At 73.6% G+C, this 17045-nt stretch carries 17 protein-coding genes and 1 pseudogene; 9 read left to right on the top strand and 9 right to left on the bottom strand.

Annotation, left to right across the window (positions count from 1 at the left end; translation table 11 throughout):
- Positions 1 to 25: 25 nt before the first annotated feature.
- The 4 genes from ACO1BR_RS03710 to ACO1BR_RS03725 form a co-directional block, all read right to left on the bottom strand.
- On the bottom strand, positions 26 to 1360 hold the full coding sequence (locus ACO1BR_RS03710; protein ID WP_426793724.1) for an LCP family protein: 1335 nt from the start codon (positions 1358 to 1360) through the stop codon (positions 26 to 28).
- Positions 1361 to 1708: 348 nt separating this feature from the next.
- A complete protein-coding gene (locus tag ACO1BR_RS03715; protein WP_426793565.1) occupies positions 1709 to 1903 on the bottom strand; it encodes a hypothetical protein in 195 nt (64 codons plus the stop codon).
- 200 nt (positions 1904 to 2103) lie between these two features.
- Positions 2104 to 3069: a M56 family metallopeptidase gene (locus ACO1BR_RS03720; RefSeq protein WP_426793566.1), complete on the bottom strand. Its 966-nt coding sequence runs from the start codon at positions 3067 to 3069 to the stop codon at positions 2104 to 2106.
- Between the two features lie 3 nt (positions 3070 to 3072).
- Positions 3073 to 3573 (bottom strand): BlaI/MecI/CopY family transcriptional regulator, encoded by a 501-nt coding sequence (locus tag ACO1BR_RS03725; RefSeq protein WP_426793567.1) that lies wholly within the window; start codon positions 3571 to 3573, stop codon positions 3073 to 3075.
- Between the two features lie 250 nt (positions 3574 to 3823).
- Here ACO1BR_RS03725 and ACO1BR_RS03730 point away from each other — a divergent pair.
- Positions 3824 to 4147, top strand: a pseudogene (locus tag ACO1BR_RS03730) (TerD family protein); the annotation flags it as partial.
- Between the two features lie 113 nt (positions 4148 to 4260).
- On the opposite strand, the gene ACO1BR_RS03735 reads toward ACO1BR_RS03730, so the two are convergent.
- Positions 4261 to 4716 (bottom strand): tellurite resistance TerB family protein, encoded by a 456-nt coding sequence (locus ACO1BR_RS03735; RefSeq protein WP_426793725.1) that lies wholly within the window; start codon positions 4714 to 4716, stop codon positions 4261 to 4263.
- Positions 4717 to 4986: 270 nt separating this feature from the next.
- Between ACO1BR_RS03735 and ACO1BR_RS03740 the strand changes: the two genes are divergently transcribed.
- From ACO1BR_RS03740 to ACO1BR_RS03755, 4 genes are all read left to right on the top strand, one after another.
- Entirely contained in the window at positions 4987 to 5214 is a 228-nt protein-coding gene (locus tag ACO1BR_RS03740; RefSeq protein WP_236573887.1) for a hypothetical protein, read from the top strand.
- Positions 5211 to 6197, top strand: coding sequence for an acyl-CoA desaturase (locus ACO1BR_RS03745; RefSeq protein WP_426793568.1), 987 nt, complete (start codon positions 5211 to 5213; stop codon positions 6195 to 6197). The genes ACO1BR_RS03740 and ACO1BR_RS03745 overlap by 4 nt, the downstream gene beginning before the upstream one ends.
- Complete coding sequence (locus ACO1BR_RS03750) at positions 6194 to 6631, top strand: DUF5994 family protein (RefSeq protein ID WP_159502912.1); 438 nt, start codon at positions 6194 to 6196, stop codon at positions 6629 to 6631. The genes ACO1BR_RS03745 and ACO1BR_RS03750 overlap by 4 nt, the downstream gene beginning before the upstream one ends.
- A gap of 306 nt (positions 6632 to 6937) precedes the next feature.
- On the top strand, positions 6938 to 7450 hold the full coding sequence (locus tag ACO1BR_RS03755; RefSeq protein WP_426793569.1) for a DUF6344 domain-containing protein: 513 nt from the start codon (positions 6938 to 6940) through the stop codon (positions 7448 to 7450).
- A 377-nt stretch (positions 7451 to 7827) separates the two neighbouring features.
- Here ACO1BR_RS03755 and ACO1BR_RS03760 read toward each other — a convergent pair whose 3' ends face one another.
- The 3 genes from ACO1BR_RS03760 to fabI are packed head-to-tail and all read right to left on the bottom strand — an operon-like array spanning position 7828 to position 10574.
- Positions 7828 to 9315 carry a class I adenylate-forming enzyme family protein gene (locus ACO1BR_RS03760; protein ID WP_426793570.1) on the bottom strand — a complete coding sequence of 496 codons (1488 nt, stop codon included), beginning with the start codon at positions 9313 to 9315 and terminating at the stop codon, positions 7828 to 7830.
- On the bottom strand, positions 9312 to 9797 hold the full coding sequence (locus ACO1BR_RS03765; protein ID WP_426793571.1) for a MaoC family dehydratase: 486 nt from the start codon (positions 9795 to 9797) through the stop codon (positions 9312 to 9314). The genes ACO1BR_RS03760 and ACO1BR_RS03765 overlap by 4 nt, the downstream gene beginning before the upstream one ends.
- A gap of 6 nt (positions 9798 to 9803) precedes the next feature.
- Entirely contained in the window at positions 9804 to 10574 is a 771-nt protein-coding gene (gene fabI, locus ACO1BR_RS03770; protein WP_426793572.1) for an enoyl-ACP reductase FabI, read from the bottom strand.
- Between the two features lie 318 nt (positions 10575 to 10892).
- Here fabI and ACO1BR_RS03775 point away from each other — a divergent pair, with 318 nt between their 5' ends.
- Positions 10893 to 11138, top strand: coding sequence for an acyl carrier protein (locus ACO1BR_RS03775; protein ID WP_426793573.1), 246 nt, complete (start codon positions 10893 to 10895; stop codon positions 11136 to 11138).
- A gap of 533 nt (positions 11139 to 11671) precedes the next feature.
- On the top strand, positions 11672 to 12259 hold the full coding sequence (locus tag ACO1BR_RS03780) for a 4'-phosphopantetheinyl transferase superfamily protein (protein WP_426793574.1): 588 nt from the start codon (positions 11672 to 11674) through the stop codon (positions 12257 to 12259).
- A 48-nt stretch (positions 12260 to 12307) separates the two neighbouring features.
- On the opposite strand, the gene ACO1BR_RS03785 is transcribed toward ACO1BR_RS03780, so the two are convergent.
- Positions 12308 to 13585 (bottom strand): helix-turn-helix domain-containing protein, encoded by a 1278-nt coding sequence (locus tag ACO1BR_RS03785; protein ID WP_426793575.1) that lies wholly within the window; start codon positions 13583 to 13585, stop codon positions 12308 to 12310.
- A gap of 368 nt (positions 13586 to 13953) precedes the next feature.
- Between ACO1BR_RS03785 and ACO1BR_RS03790 the strand changes: the two genes are divergently transcribed.
- The gene (locus tag ACO1BR_RS03790; RefSeq protein ID WP_426793576.1) at positions 13954 to 15237 is read left to right on the top strand and encodes an aldehyde dehydrogenase family protein; all 1284 of its coding nucleotides are present in this window, start codon (positions 13954 to 13956) and stop codon (positions 15235 to 15237) included.
- Positions 15234 to 16973 carry a thiamine pyrophosphate-binding protein gene (locus ACO1BR_RS03795; RefSeq protein ID WP_426793577.1) on the top strand — a complete coding sequence of 580 codons (1740 nt, stop codon included), beginning with the start codon at positions 15234 to 15236 and terminating at the stop codon, positions 16971 to 16973. The genes ACO1BR_RS03790 and ACO1BR_RS03795 overlap by 4 nt, the downstream gene beginning before the upstream one ends.
- Positions 16974 to 17045 lie beyond the last annotated feature (72 nt).

Raw genomic sequence — 17045 nt, forward strand, 5'->3', positions numbered from 1 at the left:
CCGGAGCGCAACTGCGCGGCGGCCGTCAGCTGTTGGCCGTGGTGAAGTCCGGCCCGATGGTCAGCGTCACCGCGCCCGGTGACGCCTGCGCCGACTCCGCGGCCTTGGTGCCCGGCAGCCGGGCCGCCAGCACCTCGCCCTGGGCCTTCAGCGAAGCCGGGTAGCCGATGCTGGTCTTGTCCGTGGTCGGTGCGTTGCCGGTGGCGACGACGGTGAAGCCGAGCTTGCGGAGCTCCTCGGCGGCGGTGGCGGCCCGGCCGGGCGTGCCGGTGCCGTTGAGGACCCGGATCCGGACGGAGTGCGCGGTCACCGGGTTCTTCGCGGCCTCGGCGAACCTGGCCTTCCCGGCGGCGCCGATCTCGCGGTCGTGGGCCAGGTCGCTGAACAGCTCACTGGCCTCCGGGTACTGCCAGATCACGTTGGCCTTGTCGCTGGGGACGTCCGCCTCGCGCGGATAGGTGGGCACGGTGAGGAAGGTGAGGCGGTCGGAGGGGATGTCCTTGACCGTGGACGCGAGGTCGTAGAGCGGATTCAGCCCGGCCAGGTCCTTGTCCGTGGTCAGGGACTTGGTCGCCGAGTCCAGGAAGCCGTAGAGCGCGGTCGGGCTGGTGAGCTGGGACTGGGCCTTGGCCGCGATCGCCTTCATGAACTCCTGCTGGCGGCCGATCCGACCGAGGTCGGAGCCGTCGCCGACGCTGTAGCGGGTGCGGACGTAGCCGAGCGCCTTCTCGTCCTTGACGGTCTGGCAGCCGGCCTCCATGTCCAGTTGGGCCTTCTTGTCGTGGATGGCGTGCTTGGGGCAGACCTCGATGCCGCCCAGTGCGTCGACCATGCCCTTGAAGCCCTCGAAGTTGACGGAGACGAAGTGGTCGATCCGCAGCCCGGTGTTCTTCTCAAGCGTCTTGATGCTGCACGCCGCGGCCTTGCCGACGTCGCCGCTGAGCCCGCCGATCGAGAACGCCTCGTTGATCTTGAAGTGGTGCGGGGACGACTGCCCGCCACCGCCCTTGTCGCACGCCGGGATCCGCACCCAGGAGTCCCGCGGGAAGGACACCGCGGTGGCCCACTTATGGTTCGCCGCGATGTGCAGCACCATCAGGGTGTCCGACTGCATCGTGGTCAGGCCGCTGCCGTACTTGCCGCCGGTGCCCGCCCGGCTGTCCGAGCCGACGACCAGGATGTTCTTGGAGCCCGGGCTCAGGTTGACCGGCCGGTCGCCGCCCAGCGTGCTGCCGACGTCCGCGCCGGTGATGTTCCCGTCCAGGTGCTGGTACACCCACGCGCCCACCCCGGCCGTGCCGAGCAGGACGACGCCGACCACCCCGCCCGTCCAGGCCAGGATCCGGCCGCGCCGGGTCATCCGGGTCTTCCCGGCCTTGCGGCGCTCGGCGCGGGTGCCGCCGTCCGCGGCGGACGCGTCGTCGTCCGCCGCGCGCCGCCCGCTCCCTTCGCCGCTGCCCCGCCGGGCCGTCTGCCTGTGCGTCTGCCTGTCATGCACGCCGATGGCCCTTCTGGTCCTTCTGGAGCTGGTCTTGCTGTACGAGGGGGTGCGCGGAAACGGAGTCGCGCGCGCGTCCGGGAACGGCCGCGCATCGGGAAAGGAGCGCGTATCCGAGGACGGGCGCGGGTACGGGGCAGGGCGTGGATTCCGTGGCCGGGGACGGCGGCAGCGCTGATCCGGGGCGGGGCGGACGGCCGTGCGGGCGGCTCAGGTTCCGGTGGTGGGCAGGAGCCGTACGGACTCCGGGTCGTAGCGCAGCCACTGCGGGGCGCTGCCGCCGGGCACGGTGCGCAGCAGGCACCACTCGTCGCCCGCGGTATCCGTCCACCAGGCGCTGATCCGGCCCAACTCCCAGGCACCGTCCGGATATTGGACCTCGACTGGTTGATAGACCCATCGCACCTCCGCCTCTGGAGGCGGGCTGTCCCCGGTCAGGGGTCCGCACCTCGTCGCCATCTCCCCCTCCGGCCGCGCCTGTTGCGCATGTCAGACGCAACCCTACCGGCAACTTCTACAACGCTGTAGAAGTTGGCTGGTGTGCTACGGGTCACAGATCGGTATCCGCCGCGTGGCGCGCTGGAGAGTCAGGGATCAGTGTGCCCTCACCAGGGCGTTGCCGCCTTCAGAACGAGGAACAGCGCTACCGCCGAGTTCAGCGAGGACAGCGCGGAGGCCGCCGTACCCGCCGCCGCGACCAGCGCGGCCAGCCCCGCCGGGGTCAGCGCCGGCGGCCAGTTGCGCGCCGGCGGCACCGGTCCGAGCAGCGCCGCCACCCGCCGCGGCACCGGCCCCGGCTCGGGCGCCGCGAACTGCGCCAGCCCCGGATACGGCGCGGGCCGCGCGATCAGCGCCGCCTTTCCCACCGCCCGCGCGGTCAGCCGCCGGTCGCCGACCGCCCGCGCCGCCTCCTCGTCCGCCCAGCGCTCGGTGCTGAAGGCGACCGCCGAACGCAGCGGCAGCAGGAGGGGGTTGACGCAGCCGGCCAGCCGTACGGCCAGCAGGTAGCGGTGGTGGCGGCAGCGCAGATGCGCGCGCTCATGGGCGAACAGGGCGCGCTGCTCGGCGCCGTTCAGACTGCGCAGCATGCCCCGGGAGACCGCGATCCGGCCGGGCCGGGCGGGCCGCCCCGGCCGCGCGGGCGTGCCGGGCACGGCATAGGCGTACGGATCGTCGTCCGGCAGCACCGCGGGATCAGCGCCGGCCGGCAGCACGTCCAGCGCGCCGTGGGTCCGCGCCCGGATGCGGCGGTCGCGGCGCAGCGCGCTGCCGACCGCGGTGAGCGCGGCGGCCAGCGCGAGGGTCGCCGCGGTGCCGGCGATCTCCGCGTGCGGCACCGCGGACCGCACCTCCGGGTCCGACCAGCCGTCCGGCAGCGGGTTGCCGGGCAGTTGGGCGGTGCCGACGACCACCAGCAGCCCCAGGCAGAGCGTGCTGCACAGGCCGAGGACCGCGGCGAGCAGGGTCAGCAGGCGGGTGGTGACCCGGGGGTGGAGGTGCTGCTCCGCGAGCCGGGCGATCGGCAGCGTGCTGAGCGGCAGAACGAGCGGCAGGAAGACGAAGACGCCCACCGGTCAGCCTCCGCGTGCTTCGTCCGCGGGGTGATCGGGCCCCGTTCCGGGTCCGGGGGCTGTGTTTCTGCCGTTCTCGCCGTCTTTGCCGTCCTCGCCGTCCTCGACGCGGTCCAGGAGGCTGCGCAGCAGTTGCTCGTCGTGTGCCGAGAGCGCGGAGACGAAGCTGGTCAGGACGGCGTCCCGGTCCGGTTCGCCGTCCAGCACGCGGCGCATCCGCAGCGCGGCGAGCCCGGCCTCGTCGGCCGCCGGCGTCCAGACGTACGCCCGGCCGGTCCGCTCGCGGGTGACCGCCCCCTTGGTGTGCAGCCGGGACAGGATCGTCATCACGGTGGTGTACGCGAGGCCGTCGCCGAGCCGGTCCTGGACCCAGGCGGCGGTGACCGGTCCCGGTGCGTGGTGCAGTGCGGCCAGGACCTGGGCCTCCAACTGGCCCTGCCCGCGCCGGGTCCGCTGCCGGCCGGGGGTCTGGCCGAGGGACTCCCTGAAGGGGGTGCCGCCCATCTCGTCGCCTCCCGTCGCGCGGGCGTCCCGCCGGCCGGGACACCGGGGCATTTTACGGCGCGGGCCCGTCCCGGCCAGGGCCCGGCGGCCCGGCCGCTGCGCCCGGAACGCGGCGGTTGCGCCGCGCGGCGCGGATCCCCGCCACTGACTTCTCCACGCCTGTGGTTTTCCTGATCACCGCCGGAAAACGGGCAACACCAGCTGGTACCGGCACGCCACCGAGCAAACCGGCGTCATCTGGAGGGAAGCCAGCCCGGACGGTTCGGTGCAGCACACCGGCGACAACCTGACCGGCGAGGGGGAGGGCGACGAGACCATCGACGTCAGTCTCAGCGGCGTCCCGGCCGAGATCACGAAGATCGCCTCCCCGGTCTCCCTCCATGACGCGCAGAGCCGGAGGCAGAGATTCGGCCAGGTTCGCAACGCGTACATCCGCGTCGTCAACCAGGCCGGCGGGGCGGAGCCGGCCCGCTACGACCTGACCGAGGACGCCTCGACCGAGACCGCGAGGGTCTTCGGCGAGCCCTACCGGAACGGCGGCGGGTGGAAGTTCCGCGCCATGAGCCAGGGTTAAGCCTCCGGGCCGGCGGGCATCGCGGCGGACTTCGGCGTCGACGTCTGAGCCGGTCCGGCCGCGCGGCAGGGGAGCGGGAGCCCCGTGCGGCGCCCGCTCCCCTGTGGGTGCGGTCAGAGGTCGAACTCGGCCGGGGCGATTCCCAGCGCGAAGCACACCTCGCGCACCAGCGCCCGCTCGGTTGCGTCGAAGTCGCCGTCGGCGCCGCCGATGACGATGCCGATCTGGACGACCGCCCGTGCCTCCACCGGCTTCTTCTTCACCTTGCCGACCTCCTGGAGCACCGCGACCCGGCCGAAGTCGAAGTCGGCGGCGAGCTTGTCCAGGTAGCCGTCGAAGCGCCGCTGGAGATCGTCCGCCGGGAAGTTCTGGAGCACCTCGTTGGTGGCGATCAGCTGCGCCACCCGCCGCCGCTCCGAGGCGTCGACGGTGCCGTCCGCGGCGGCCACGAGGGCGCACATCGCCATGCTCGCGTCGCGGAAGGCGCCGCTCTTGAGGTCGTTCTTCTTGGCGACGAGCTGGGTCTGCATCGTCTGCGCGGAATCCCTGATCCGGTCCCACAGCGCCATCTTGATCTCCTCGACTGGTCGGGTGGACGGCATCCGGAGGCGAGGTGCCAGGCACGCGTCAGGCATGCTTCCGGTATGCGATTGGTCATGCGGAAGTAAAACCTACTGCCCTGCGGAAGGTGCGCAGAGGTCGCCCCCTGCCCTCCTGCCCCGCTTTGGTGCGCTGTGCGGCATCGCTGCGGGGTACCGTGGGAGGCACCGGCGGAATGCGAAGAATGCACTGAAGTGCCGAGAACACCCGGGGCATCCGGGAGTATTCGGGTGAGCACCATGCAGACCTTCTTGACCGTGATCGTGCTGCTGGCCCTGGTCGCGATGGGCGTGCTGTTCATCGCCCGGGTCTACGCCCAGCAGGCCGGACGCCCCAACCCGCACCGCTATGCGCATCTGTGGGAGTCGTTCCAGCACCGGCTGCACAGGCACCCGCACGGCGCCCACCCCGGACCGCATCCGGCGGGCCCGCCGCCGCCCTCCCGGGACACAGGTCACGACCGGTGACCCCCACTGCCGGCCACGTTCCGTCGGCGAAGGAGTACGACGGGACGTCACCGTTCCCCGATACCGGCCCCGACCCGCGGCCGAGCGGCGGCCGGCGGATGTATGTCACGGTCACCGGCATCATCGTCGTCGCCCCGTTCGTCGGCCTGGCGGTGGCCATCCCGCTGCTGTGGGGCAGCGTCGTGCACCTCACCGACCTGCTGTTGGCCCTCGTCTTCTACGTCGTCACCGGCCTCGGCGTCACCATCGGCTTCCACCGCGGCCTCACCCACGGCAGCTACACCGCGGCGCCCGCGCTGCGCGTGGTGCTCGCCGTCGCCGGATCGCTGAGCTTCCAGGGCGACGTCATCGACTGGGTGGCCACCCACCGCCGCCACCACGCCTTCACCGACCGTCCCGGCGACCCGCACTCCCCCTACCGCTACGGCACCAGCCTGCGCGGTCAGCTCCGGGGACTGGTGCACTCGCACATCGGCTGGCTCTTCCGCAACGACCCCACCCCGCACGAGCGGTACGCGCCCGACCTGCTCGCCGACCCCGCCATCCGCGCGGTGGACCGGGCGTTCCCCGCGCTGTGCCTGCTCACCCTGGCCCTGCCGTTCGCCCTGGGCTGGGCCCTCGGAGGCACCTGGGTCACCGCCCTGACCGCCCTGCTGTGGGCCGGCTTCATCCGCATCGCGCTGCTCCACCACGTCACCTGGAGCGTCAACTCGCTCTGCCATGTGATCGGCGACCGGCCGTTCCGCACCCGGCGCCACGACCGGGCGACCAACCTGTGGCCGCTGGCTCTGCTCTCGTTCGGCGAGAGCTGGCACAACCTCCACCACGCCGACCCGACCTGCGCCCGGCACGGTGTCGACCGCGGCCAGATCGATGTGTCCGCCGCGGTCATCCGGCTCTTCGAGCGCCTCGGCTGGGTATGGGACGTGCGCTGGCCGGACCCGGCGCGGGTCGCGGCCCGTCGCGTCAGGAGCCCCGTATGACCAGCGCCCCCGGGGGTCGAGCCCCGCATCCCGATCCTCCCCGGCACCACGCGCCGCCGCCCGTCGCCCGGCTGGCCATCGCGCCGCACAGCGAGGTGACCCGGCGGATCGACGGGGTCTGGTGGCCGCACTCGGCCGATCTGGTCACCGAACTCCCCGAGCTGCTGGCCGCGTTGCCCTTCGACTGGCCGCGGATCACCCATGCCACGGTGAACGGTGCCGGCTGGCCCGCGCTGCCCGGCAGCATCCTCGTCTCCGGCCATGTCGTCCGCCTGCGCCGGACCATCAACCGCTCCGGCCCGGACACCGTCTGCCTGGTCTCCACCGGCGTCGGCCGCTGGGACCTGCTGATCATCCCGCCCACCACCCCGGAGCCCACCGCGGTGCGCATCATGGCGGAGATGTCCCGAAGCGGCGAGCGGACACCGGCCTGAGGCGGTGCGCATCGCGCACCGCGCGGCTCGTAGGACGGGCATACCCCGGGGGTCCACCGCGCGCATCCGCTGACGTCCCGCCCCGCCCGCCCCGAGCCCCCGCAGCCGCCCGTGCCGGCCCTGTCCGCACCCCTTGGGCCAGGGGTTTCGCGGGTCCGCCTACTGCGGACGGGTGGTGTTCATCCGAAGAACGCCGATCCGGGGGCGTCGGTCCGTGAATCCTCCCATTGCGTACTCATCATAAGAAAACGCAACAGAAGGAACGCGTGGATCCCCCAATGGGGTCCCGACCGAAAGAGAGGGATCATGGCTGCGAACAAGGTCATGAAGTTCTGGGCGGTGTGCCTGGCCGTCCTCGGCAAACTCCTGGCGTCACTGGGTGTCTCCGCCACGGCCTCGGCGGCCCGCCGGGACGCCGCGATCTACGAGCGCACCCTGGGCAGCACGGACCCGGGCCCGACGCCCCCCAAGGCGGTGGCCGGCAGCGAGCCGAGTCACGATCCCGGGACCGTGACGCCTGCCGCGGAACCGGTCCGGCCCCACGTGCCGGCCGCGCGCACCGCGCCGCGGTACGGCCAGTCCGGCTCGGTCCGGATGATGCGCCCGCTGCCGTCGCTCCCGCCGACCATCAAGCAGCGCATCGGTGCCGAGGCGCACGGAGCCTCGCCCACCTCGCGTACCGCGCGCACCCGTGTCTTCGCCGGCAGCGTGCCGCTGTCCAGTGTTCCCGCCGATGCCGCACTCCACGGCGGCAGCGGTCCGGTCACCCCGCTCATTCCGGCGGCTCGCGGCCGTTCGCACTCCGCCCGTGCGGTCTGAGTCGGGCGAACACGTCGCACGCAGGTCAGGACCGCCCGCCGTGGCGGCGGAACGGCGCGTACCACGCGTACCAACTCCGCACCGGAACGGCACCGTTGACGCTCACCGGCAGCGCCGGACGAGCAGCCCGGACGGAACCGGGGAAAACCTCGGCACGACGCACGGCAGCACCGATGGCAGCACGCACGGTACGACAGAAGGCAGTACGTACGACGGAACGCAGCACGTACGGTAGAAGCCGGAGCACCACACGCAGCAGTACCCACAGCAGTACCCACAGACTTTGATGTGACGTTGCACAGGACGTCGCGGGCGCGAGGGCAGGACACCGCAGCCATCCGCCGTTTCACGTGAAACGGCCGGCGGCCGGGGTCCGTTCAGCCCCCCGCACCGGGGCCCGGCCCCGGCGCCAGACCCAGGTGCGCACGCAGCGCACGGGTGTCGGTCTTTCCGTTCGCGGTGAGCGGGAAGTGGCCCACGACATGGACGGCGTTGGGCTGTTCGTACTCCGCGAGATGCGGGGCGAGCCGACGGCGCCAGGTGAGCGGGGCCTCGTCATCGGGGTCCGCGACGACGAAGTGCAGCGCGCTGCCCCGGCGTTGGTCCGGGACGGCCAGTACCTTGACCGGCCGGCCACAGGCTTCGGCGCGGCGCTCCAGGCTCTCGGGGTAGAGCGTGAAGCCCAGCCGGTGCACGGCCTGGTTGCGGCCCACGACCCGTACGATGCCGTCCGCGTCGACGCTGCCGAGATCGGCCGTCGGATACCAGGCGTCCGGGTCGACCGGTGCCGGCGAGCCGTCGTCCTGGAGGTAGCCCGCCATCAGCCCCGGGGAGCGCACCTCGATGCCGCCGAGTTCACCGGGCGCGGCAGGAGTGCCGTCGGGGCGCAGCACGCGCAGCCGCACGCCGGGCAGGGGACGCCCGCAGCCGAGCGGTGCGTCAGGGGTGGCCAGCGCGACATTGCCGAGTTCCGTCAGGCCGTAGCCGTCCAGCAGCGGGCGGCCCATCGCCGTGCGGAAGGACTCGGCCAGCGGGGCGGGCAGCGGGGCGCCCCCGACACCCCAGATGCGGACGCCCGCGAGGCCGGCGCGCACCTCGGGTCGGCGGCGCAGCACGCCCAGAAGTGAGTGATACGTGGACGGGGCGGCGTCGACGGCGGTGGCGCCGTGCGCCGCGGCCTGCTGCACGGCCGCGTCGATCCGCTGGTAGGGGGTGACCAGCAGGGTGCAACGGGCCAGCCACCACAGCAGGATGACGGAGAGCCCGTACTGGTGGGAGAAGGGCAGCAGCGGGGCGAGCACGTCGTCCGTGCGGTAGTCCATGGCCTGGATGGTGCGCTGTGAGTTGTCGAGCACGGCGCGGCCGGGCTTCACCACGCCCTTGGGGCGTCCGGTGGTGCCCGAGGACCACAGGACCAGCGCGTCGGGCCGGTCGAACCAGCGGGTCAGGTCGACGGCGGCGCCCGGTGGCTGCGGGGCGTCCGCGGCGAGCCGGGGGTAGTGGACGACGCGGTGGGCGGGGAGGCCGGGCAGGGCCGTGGTGGCGTCGGCGGTGACCAGCCGGCCGGCGTGCGCCTGCCGGGCGGCGGCGCCCGCGTCGGCCGCGGAGAGGCGGTGGTCGAGCGGGATGAGGGAGGTGTCGAGGTGCATCAGGGCCAGCAGGGTCACGACGTAGTCGACGCTGTTGTCGCCCTGGACCAGGACCCGCTCGCCGGGCCGGACACCGAGTTCCCGTAAGGCGTGCGCGGCGGCGTGGACCCGGCGGTCGAGGGTGTGGCCTTCCAGGCGGGCGGTGCCGTCGGCGCCGTCGACGAGGCGGGCGGCACCGACCGGAGGGGCGAGCGTAGTGGCGATGGTGTCGGTCATGGGTGCTCCGATCCCGTGGGGTCGAGGGGGTGCCGGTCTGGTCCCCGGGGGACGGCGGCCGGGCACAGTAGCGAGGCGGTCGTGGTGGCCACCCAGGTGCCGTCGGGGGCCAGGAACTCGCTCTCCAGGGTGAGGAGTCGGCGCCCGGCGAAGGGAGTGCTGCCGGTGACGCGGACGGTGGCGTGGAGGGTGTCGCCGGCGTGGACGGGGCGGCCGTGGCGCAGGGTCTGGGCGCGGTGCACGGCGCCGTCGGCGGTGCATCCGGCCCCGTCGCGCAGCAGGCGGTCCTCCGCGTCGGCGGTGAGGGTGGCGAGGTAGCCGGGCGGCGCGACGACGTCCGGGTGGCCGAGGGCGCGGGCGGCGGCCGGGTCGGTGTGCGCGGGGTGGGCGGTGCCGCCGAGCGCCGCGGCGTAGGCGGCGACCCGGGCCCGCTCGATGACGTACGTACGGCGCACGGTCCCGCCCGCCGGTCTCCCGTCCATCGGCGGTCAGTCGCCGATCATGTGGTGGCCGCCGTCCGCGTGCACGATTTCGCCGGTGGTGGCGGGCAGCCAGTCCGACAGCAGCGCCAGGCAGGTCCGGGCGACCGGCTCGGCGTTCTGCGGGTCCCAGCCCAGCGGTGCGCGCCCCGCCCAGCCCTTCTCGAAGGACGGGCCGTCGCCGCCGATACCGCTCGCGGCCAGGGTGCGCAGCGGCCCCGCGGCGACGAGGTTGGCCCGGATGCCCTGGCCGCCGAGGTCGCGTGCCAGATAGCGCGAGCACGCCTCCAGCCCGGCCTTGGCGACGCCCATCCAGTCGTAGCCGGGCCAGGCGCGGGAGGCGTCGAAGTCCACGCCGACGACGGAGGAGCCGGGCCGCAGCAGCGGACGGCAGGCCATGGTCAGCGCCACCAGGGAGTACGTGGAGGTGTGCAGGGCCTGGGCGACATCGCTCCAGGGGGCGGTGAGGAAGCCGCCGTCCAGGCAGCCGGCGGGGGCGTTGGCGACCGAGTGCAGGACGCCGTCGAGCCCGTCGAGGTGGGCGCCGACCCGGTCGGCGAGGGCGGCGAGCTGCGCCTCGTCGGTGACGTCCAGTTCCACGACGGGGGGTTCCTCCGGGAGCCGGCGGGCGAGCCGGGCCACGAGGGTCGGCCGGCCGTAGGCGGTCAGCACGATGCGGGCGCCCTCCTGCTGGGCGAGCCGGGCCACGGCGTAGGCGATCGAGCTCTCCGTGATCACGCCGGTGATCAGCAGCCGCTTTCCGTCGAGCAGACCACTCATCGCTCCTCCGTCTGACTCATCCTGACTCTTTCCCGACCCCGGAGTCACCCGGCGCAACTGAGAACGCGCCCGAAACCAGCGCCATGACAGCAGCCTGACAGATCGTCAAGCCAATCGTTGACAACTTATCCGACCTCCAGTTGACTACAATAGTCAAGCAGAGTCAAAAGAATGACTGACGCGCGCGGGCCTCGTCACCGCGCGGCGAGCGCATCCGCGCGCCCGCTCCGGGCGCGGGCCGCCACCGCCCTCCGTACGCACCCCCAGGCCGATGCCCCACCCCGTCAAGTCCCCTTCCGCCCAAGAGAGGTGACCGTCATGACACGCGAAGAGATCGTTGCTCAGCTCGCCGAGATCCTGAACGAGGTGGCCGGCGTCGTGCCGGCCGAGGTGACCGAGGAGAAGTCCCTGGTCGAGGAGCTCGACGTGGACTCCCTGGCGATGGCCGAGGTCATCGTCGTCGCCGAGGAGCGCTTCGGCGTCGAACTCCCCGAAGAGGAGATGAAGGACATGCACACCGTTTTGGACATGGTGATCCGGGTGGAGAAGCGGCTGGCCTCCTGAGCGGGCCCGCCGCCCGCGGCGCTCCGGTCAGGCCGCGCCGGCCCGGCCGGAGCGCCTCTTCCACGAGGGAGGTGAAGAGTGGTCGGTGAATTTCGGGCAACCGCCGGACGGCGCCCGGCCGGTCGTCAAGGCGTGACACGCCGCTGCGCGCCTCGGGTTCAAGTTGGCGAAATCTGGTAATCCCAGTCAGTAAACCGGAGTTGATTCTCAGTCGGCACTTGTTGACTCAGGCATAGACCAGGGTTACCTTGAAGATCGCCTGAGAGTAATTGATATCGATTCAGTGCCCTGCTTCCCGGACGCGATCAGTCCGAGAAAGAAGACAAGGTGCGAGGGGATCTATGCGGGGGGATGAGCCCTTCTGTGGCGCGCATACGCTCGACCGTGCGAACGGACCCGCCGACTCCTCCTGGTGGGAGGGTAGTTGGACGTCGGAACGGCAGGATGAATTAGCCGACGGCTTCCTGCACGTATTCACGCCGGACGCCGCGGATATTGACCGGCCGGCCGCTTTGGTGGATTTTCTGGCGCGATTGCTGCAATGCTCCGCGGATGATGTTTTCCTGACCCGCGACGACTTCGGGCGCCCGGTTTCCGCCGCGCTGCCCGGGTACACCGGCTGGCCCCCCGGCGCCCGCCTCTGCCTCGCCCTCGGCGACGATCCCGGCCGCCGGCTGCTGGCCCTGGTCCGCGACCTCCCGGTGGCCCTCAGCGTCCACACCGTGCCCCGCGGCCCGGTCGGTGAACTGCTGCTCCCCTTCACCGCGCTGGAGCGCGAGTTCGTCCGCCGGGCCCCGGCCGAGCGGCGGGCGCGGCGGCTGGCCCGGCTGTGGACCCGCAAGGAGGCCGCCCTCCGGCTCACCGGCCGGGGTGGACTGGCCACCGCGGACGAGATCGACGCACTGGGCGGGGCGCGGGAGGCGGCCGGCACCGTCACCCTGCCGGCCTCCGTGGTGCGCCCCACGGCGGCCGCGTACGGCGGTGGCGCCAGCGCGAACACCGCGCACGGCCCTCTCGCCTACGTACGGGAGCTGCCGGCCGGGCCGGACCGGGTGGCCTGCGCGGCCACCGCCGCACCGGTGCCCGGTGTGCGGCTCTGGGGGCCGGCCGCCCTGGATTAGCCGCCCGTTCCCGGCAGTTGCGCCGCGGGACGGGGCGGCGCGGCGGCCCTACGGCATGATCACCGCATGCGGGTCCGGCCCCTCGCCGCCGCGTTCGCCGGCGCTCAGTTCGCGCCAGGTCTCCAGCGCAAGCCGGAACGCGCCGGCCTTCTCGTAGCCCGCCGCGGCGGCCTTGAAGCCGTCCTCGGCGGCTGCCGTGTCGCCGGCGGCGCGATGCGCGCGGGCGCGGTAGAGCGTGCACCGGGCGCGGTCCAGCGGGGACAGCTCACCGGCTTCGAGGTCGATCGCGGCGGCGTGCTCGGCAGCCGCCGCGGGGTCGCCGTGGCGCAGCGCGGCGGCGGTCTCCAGGACGGCCAGCCAGCTCCGCGCTCCGGGCGTGGCGACCAGTGACACCGCCTGCCGGGCGCGCTCCACGAGGGCGTCCGCGGCGTCCTCGGGGCCCGCGGTGAGCGCCAGCAGCGTACGGGAGCGGGCCAGCCGGAGCCGGAGCCGTACGCCGTCCGTCTCGGCGACCAGCTCGTCCGCCTCGGCGAGGAGCGCCAGCGCCCGGTCGGGGTGCCCGCCCAGATACTGCGCACCGGCCGCCGCCCACAGGGCGCTCGCCCGCAGTTCGCCCGCGGGCAGCGGCGCGACCTCCGCCCGCAGCGGAGCCCCGAGTTCCTCGGCGCGGCTCCACTCGCCGCTGTCCACGGAGGCGGAGAGCAGCGCGACCTGCGCCTGGGCCCGCTCCGGGCGGCCCGGCTCCAGTTCGCCGGTGACCCGTACGGCCTCCTCGGCGAAGCGGACCCCGTCGGAGAGCCGGCCGGCGGTGCGCAGCAGCTGGGCCAGCTCGATGGCGACCCGGGCGTGCAGGACGGGCGCGGAGCGGGTGAGCGGGTCGTCCAACAGGCCGCGCAGCGCCGTCTCGTGGCGGGCGGGGTCGTCGAGCCGGCCGAGGACCGTGGCGAGCTCCCAGCGGGCCTCCCAGCGGACCTCGTCCTGGTCGGCGCCGTCGGCCTGCTCCACCACGGACTCCAGCTGGCGCAGCGCCGCGGACCAGTCGCCGGCCAGCTGGCTGGCCCGGGCGGCGACCAACTGGCCCACCAGGCCAAGGCGTTGGGCGAGCCGGTCGGCCGGCTGCTCGGTGGCGCTCAGCGCCTCGACGGTGGTGCCGAGCCGCTGCGCGATGGACCGCGCGATCTTGGTGCCGGGGATCCTGCGGCCGTTCTCGACCAGTGAGACATAGCTGGGGGAGAGATCGTCGCCGGCGAGATCCCCCTGGGACAGACCCTGAGCGCGCCGGACCTCCCGCACGCGCTTCCCGAAGGCAGGCTGCTCAATCGTCAAGAAAATCGCTCGCAGTTGAGTTGGGGGGACGGACGGTGACGGTCGGTGGACGGCGTTACGCGGTGTGGTGACGGTGAGTCTACTCACCGGGCCGTGGCGCGGTGCGGCCTGTGGACGGCCGGGCGTGGGCCGGACGGGCGCCCGGCCGTGGCACCCGGGGCCACCGAAGAGTCATTTTTTGTCATGGAGATGTTAGGCCGATGCTCTCCCTGGTCGACGCGCGGGTGCCGGGAAGGTGCGGTTGTCGTGGGGGTTCCGCCACGCGACCTGTTGTCATGTTCTCGGGCTGGCGGCAATGACTCTGCTTGACAATAAATGACAATTGGCTGACGCTGGCCCTCCATGGACTACGCCCCGAGGAGGGACACATGAGCTCCGCTCCCGCATGGCCGACCGTGGCCGCCGAGCCGAAGGAGGACGACCGCACCGAAGGCCGTGGTGAGGGCGGTGCCGAAGGCAGCAGCGAGCGCCTGAGGGCGGCGGCGTTACGCCGGGTCCGGGACTTCCTGGCGGCGGACGGCGGCGCCGTGCACGAGCTGCTGTGCGAGATCTCCACCCACCGCGCCGCGCGCTACGAGATCGAGTCGACCATCGCCACCCTCGACGGGGCACTGGACGAGGTGGCCGCCCACCGGCCCGGCCGGGTGCCGCGGCTCGCCGCGTTCATGCCGTCGAACGTCATCCTCTACTCCTACGCCCTCTACCTCCTCGTCCCCGCGCTCTACACCGACGAGCTGGTCTTCCGCCCCTCCAGCCGGGTCAAGGACCAGATGCGGCGGCTGCACGGGCTGCTCGCCGAGCGGCATCGGCTGCCGATCACCCTCAGTGGCGCCAGCCAGCGGGAGTTCCTGCGGGAGGAGGTGCTGCCCGCCGACGTCGTGGTGTTCACCGGTGCCTACCGCAACGCCGAGCAGATCCGCGGCCAGCTCTCCCCCGGGCAGCTCTTCCTCTTCCTGGGATCGGGCGTCAACCCGTTCGTCGTCGCCCCGGGGGCGGATGTCGCGCAGGCCGCCCGGGACGCGATCGCCGTCCGGGTGCTGAACACCGGTCAGGACTGCCTGGGCCCCGACCTGTTCACGGTCCACGAGTCGCTGCTCGGCCCGTTCGTCGACGCCCTCGTCGGCGAGCTGAAGGGGCTGCGCTACGGCCCGTACTCCGACCCGGACGCCGACTTTGGGCCGATCTTCTACGAGGACGCGCTGGAGGAGGCGACCCAGTTCCTCGCCCGCAACCGGGCCGGCATCGTGCACGGCGGGCATGTCGACTTCCGCACCCGGCGGCTCGACCCCACGGTCGTCGTCGGCGAGGAGGTGAGCCCGCGCACGCACGTACCGGAGTTCTTCGCGCCGATCTTCAACGTGGCCGGCTACCGCGACCAGGACGCCCTGGCCGCGACCCTGACCACCGGCATGTTCACCGAACGCGCCCTGGGCTCCAGTGTCTACGGCGACGCCCCCGAACTGGTCGCGGCGCTGCGCCGGCGGACCACCGTCACCGTCGACACCACGCTGCTGTCCATCGACAACGGCAACGCGCCCTTCGGCGGCTACGGCCGGATGGCCAACTACATCTCCGACGGTCAGGAGCTGCGCGCCGAGCCGGTGCTGATCTCACAGGCCGTCGCCGCGCACCGCCCGGGAGCCGCCCGGTGACCGCGCAGACCTACCCCAGCGCCTGGGCGGCCGTCGCCGACCACCTGCGCCACCTGGGCACCGGCGCGGTGTTCGGGCTCCCCGGGGACGACATGGCGCCGCTCGGTGAACTGGAGCGCGCCGACACCTCCGTCGTCCTCTGCCGGGACCAGCGCAACGCCGTCTTCATGGCGACCGGTTACGCGCTCGCCGCCGGCCGCCCCGGGGTGTGTGTGATCGGCAAGGGCCCGGCGCTGACCAATGCGCTCACCGGCGTCCTGGAGGCGCGCTCGGCCGCCGCCCCGCTGCTCCTGATCGCCGACGGCACCCGGCTCGACCGGCTCGGCACCGGCGCGTTCCAGGAGCTGGACCAGCTCACCGCGGTCCGCCCGTACGTCAAGTGGGCGGCCCGCGTCGACGAGCCCGACCGGCTGCCCGGCACCCTGGAGAAGGCCGTCGCGCTCGCCGTCAACGGCACCCCCGGCCCGGTCTACATCGAGCTCGCCGAACAGCTGGCGGACCGGCCGGTGACCCGTACCGGGCCCTGGCGCGACGCCGCGCCGCAGCGGCCGGCGCCCGACCCGGACGCGCTGGCCGCCACCGCGCGCCGGATCGCCGCGGCCCGGCGCCCGCTGCTGCTGGTCGGCGGCGGCGCCCGGCACCGCAACACCGGCCGCCGGATCGAGCACCTGGCCGAGCGGCTGGGCGCGGGCGTCTTCTGCACCGCCTCGGGCCGCGGCGCGGTCGCCGAGGACCATCCGCTGTACTGCGGCGTCAGCGGCCTGTACACGGTCGCTCCCGCGGACGCGCTGTGGCGCGAGGCGGATCTGGTCGTCGCGCTGGGCAGCCGGCTGGAGGAGACCGCGACGTTCGGCTGGCCGGATGCGGAGGCGGGCGAACTGCCCGTCATCCAGGCCGTGCTGGGGGAGGACGGGCTGTCCATGGAGCGGCCCGGGGCGTACGTCCTCGGGGACGCCGGGCGGATCGTCGACGGCTGGCGCGACCTGCTCGCCGGCCACGAGGCGGGCACCGGGTGGCCGGACCGGGTCCGGGAGGTACGGGCCGGACTGGCCCGGCGGGCCGCGGACCGCACCGCCGAGGCGGAGCAGGCGGCGCCCGAGGGCACCGTGCCGGTGGCGCGGGTGCTGTCCTCCCTGGACCGCGCGGTCCCCGCGGACCGGGTGCTCGTCCAGGAGAACGGCCTCCAGGACATGTGGTCCTACTACTTCCCCCACTGGACGCTCGGTGCCGGCGGTGGGTCGGTGGTGCCCAGCGAGCAGACACCGCTGGGCTTCGGCGCCGCCGCCGCGGTCGGCGTCCGGCTGGCCGGGCCCGCCGGGCGCCCCGTGGTGGCGCTGGTCGGCGACGGCGCGTTCCACCTCTTCCGGGCCGAGCTGCCCGCCGTCGCCGACGCGCGGGCCGCCGTCCTCTACGTCGTGCTCGACAACGGGGGCTACGGCTGGCTCCAGTCCAACCTCGACCGGGTCTCCGGCGCGGGCTCGCGCTTCGCGTTCACCGCGGCGCGCCCCACGGGCACCGAGGGCCTGGCCGCCGCGTACGGGCTGGGCTACCGGCGGGTGACCGACGCCGACGCGCTGGACGCGGCGCTGGCCGCCGCCTGGCAGGAGGTCGCCGGCGGTACCGCCTCGGTGGTGGAGGTGGCGGTCTCGCTGGCCGACACCCCGCCGGGGATGGCCGGTTCGGCGGGCGACTTCCCGGAGCGGGAGGGCGCCGAGGAGGACCCGCACGGCGGGTGAGCGCGGCGGGGGGCGCCGCCGGGAGCGTGCGCCCGCCGCGACCGCCGTGCTGTGGCCCGGCGGTGTACGTCG

The organism is Streptomyces sp. YGL11-2, from assembly GCF_050054615.1.
In the GTDB taxonomy this organism is placed as follows: Bacteria; Actinomycetota; Actinomycetes; order Streptomycetales; family Streptomycetaceae; genus Streptomyces.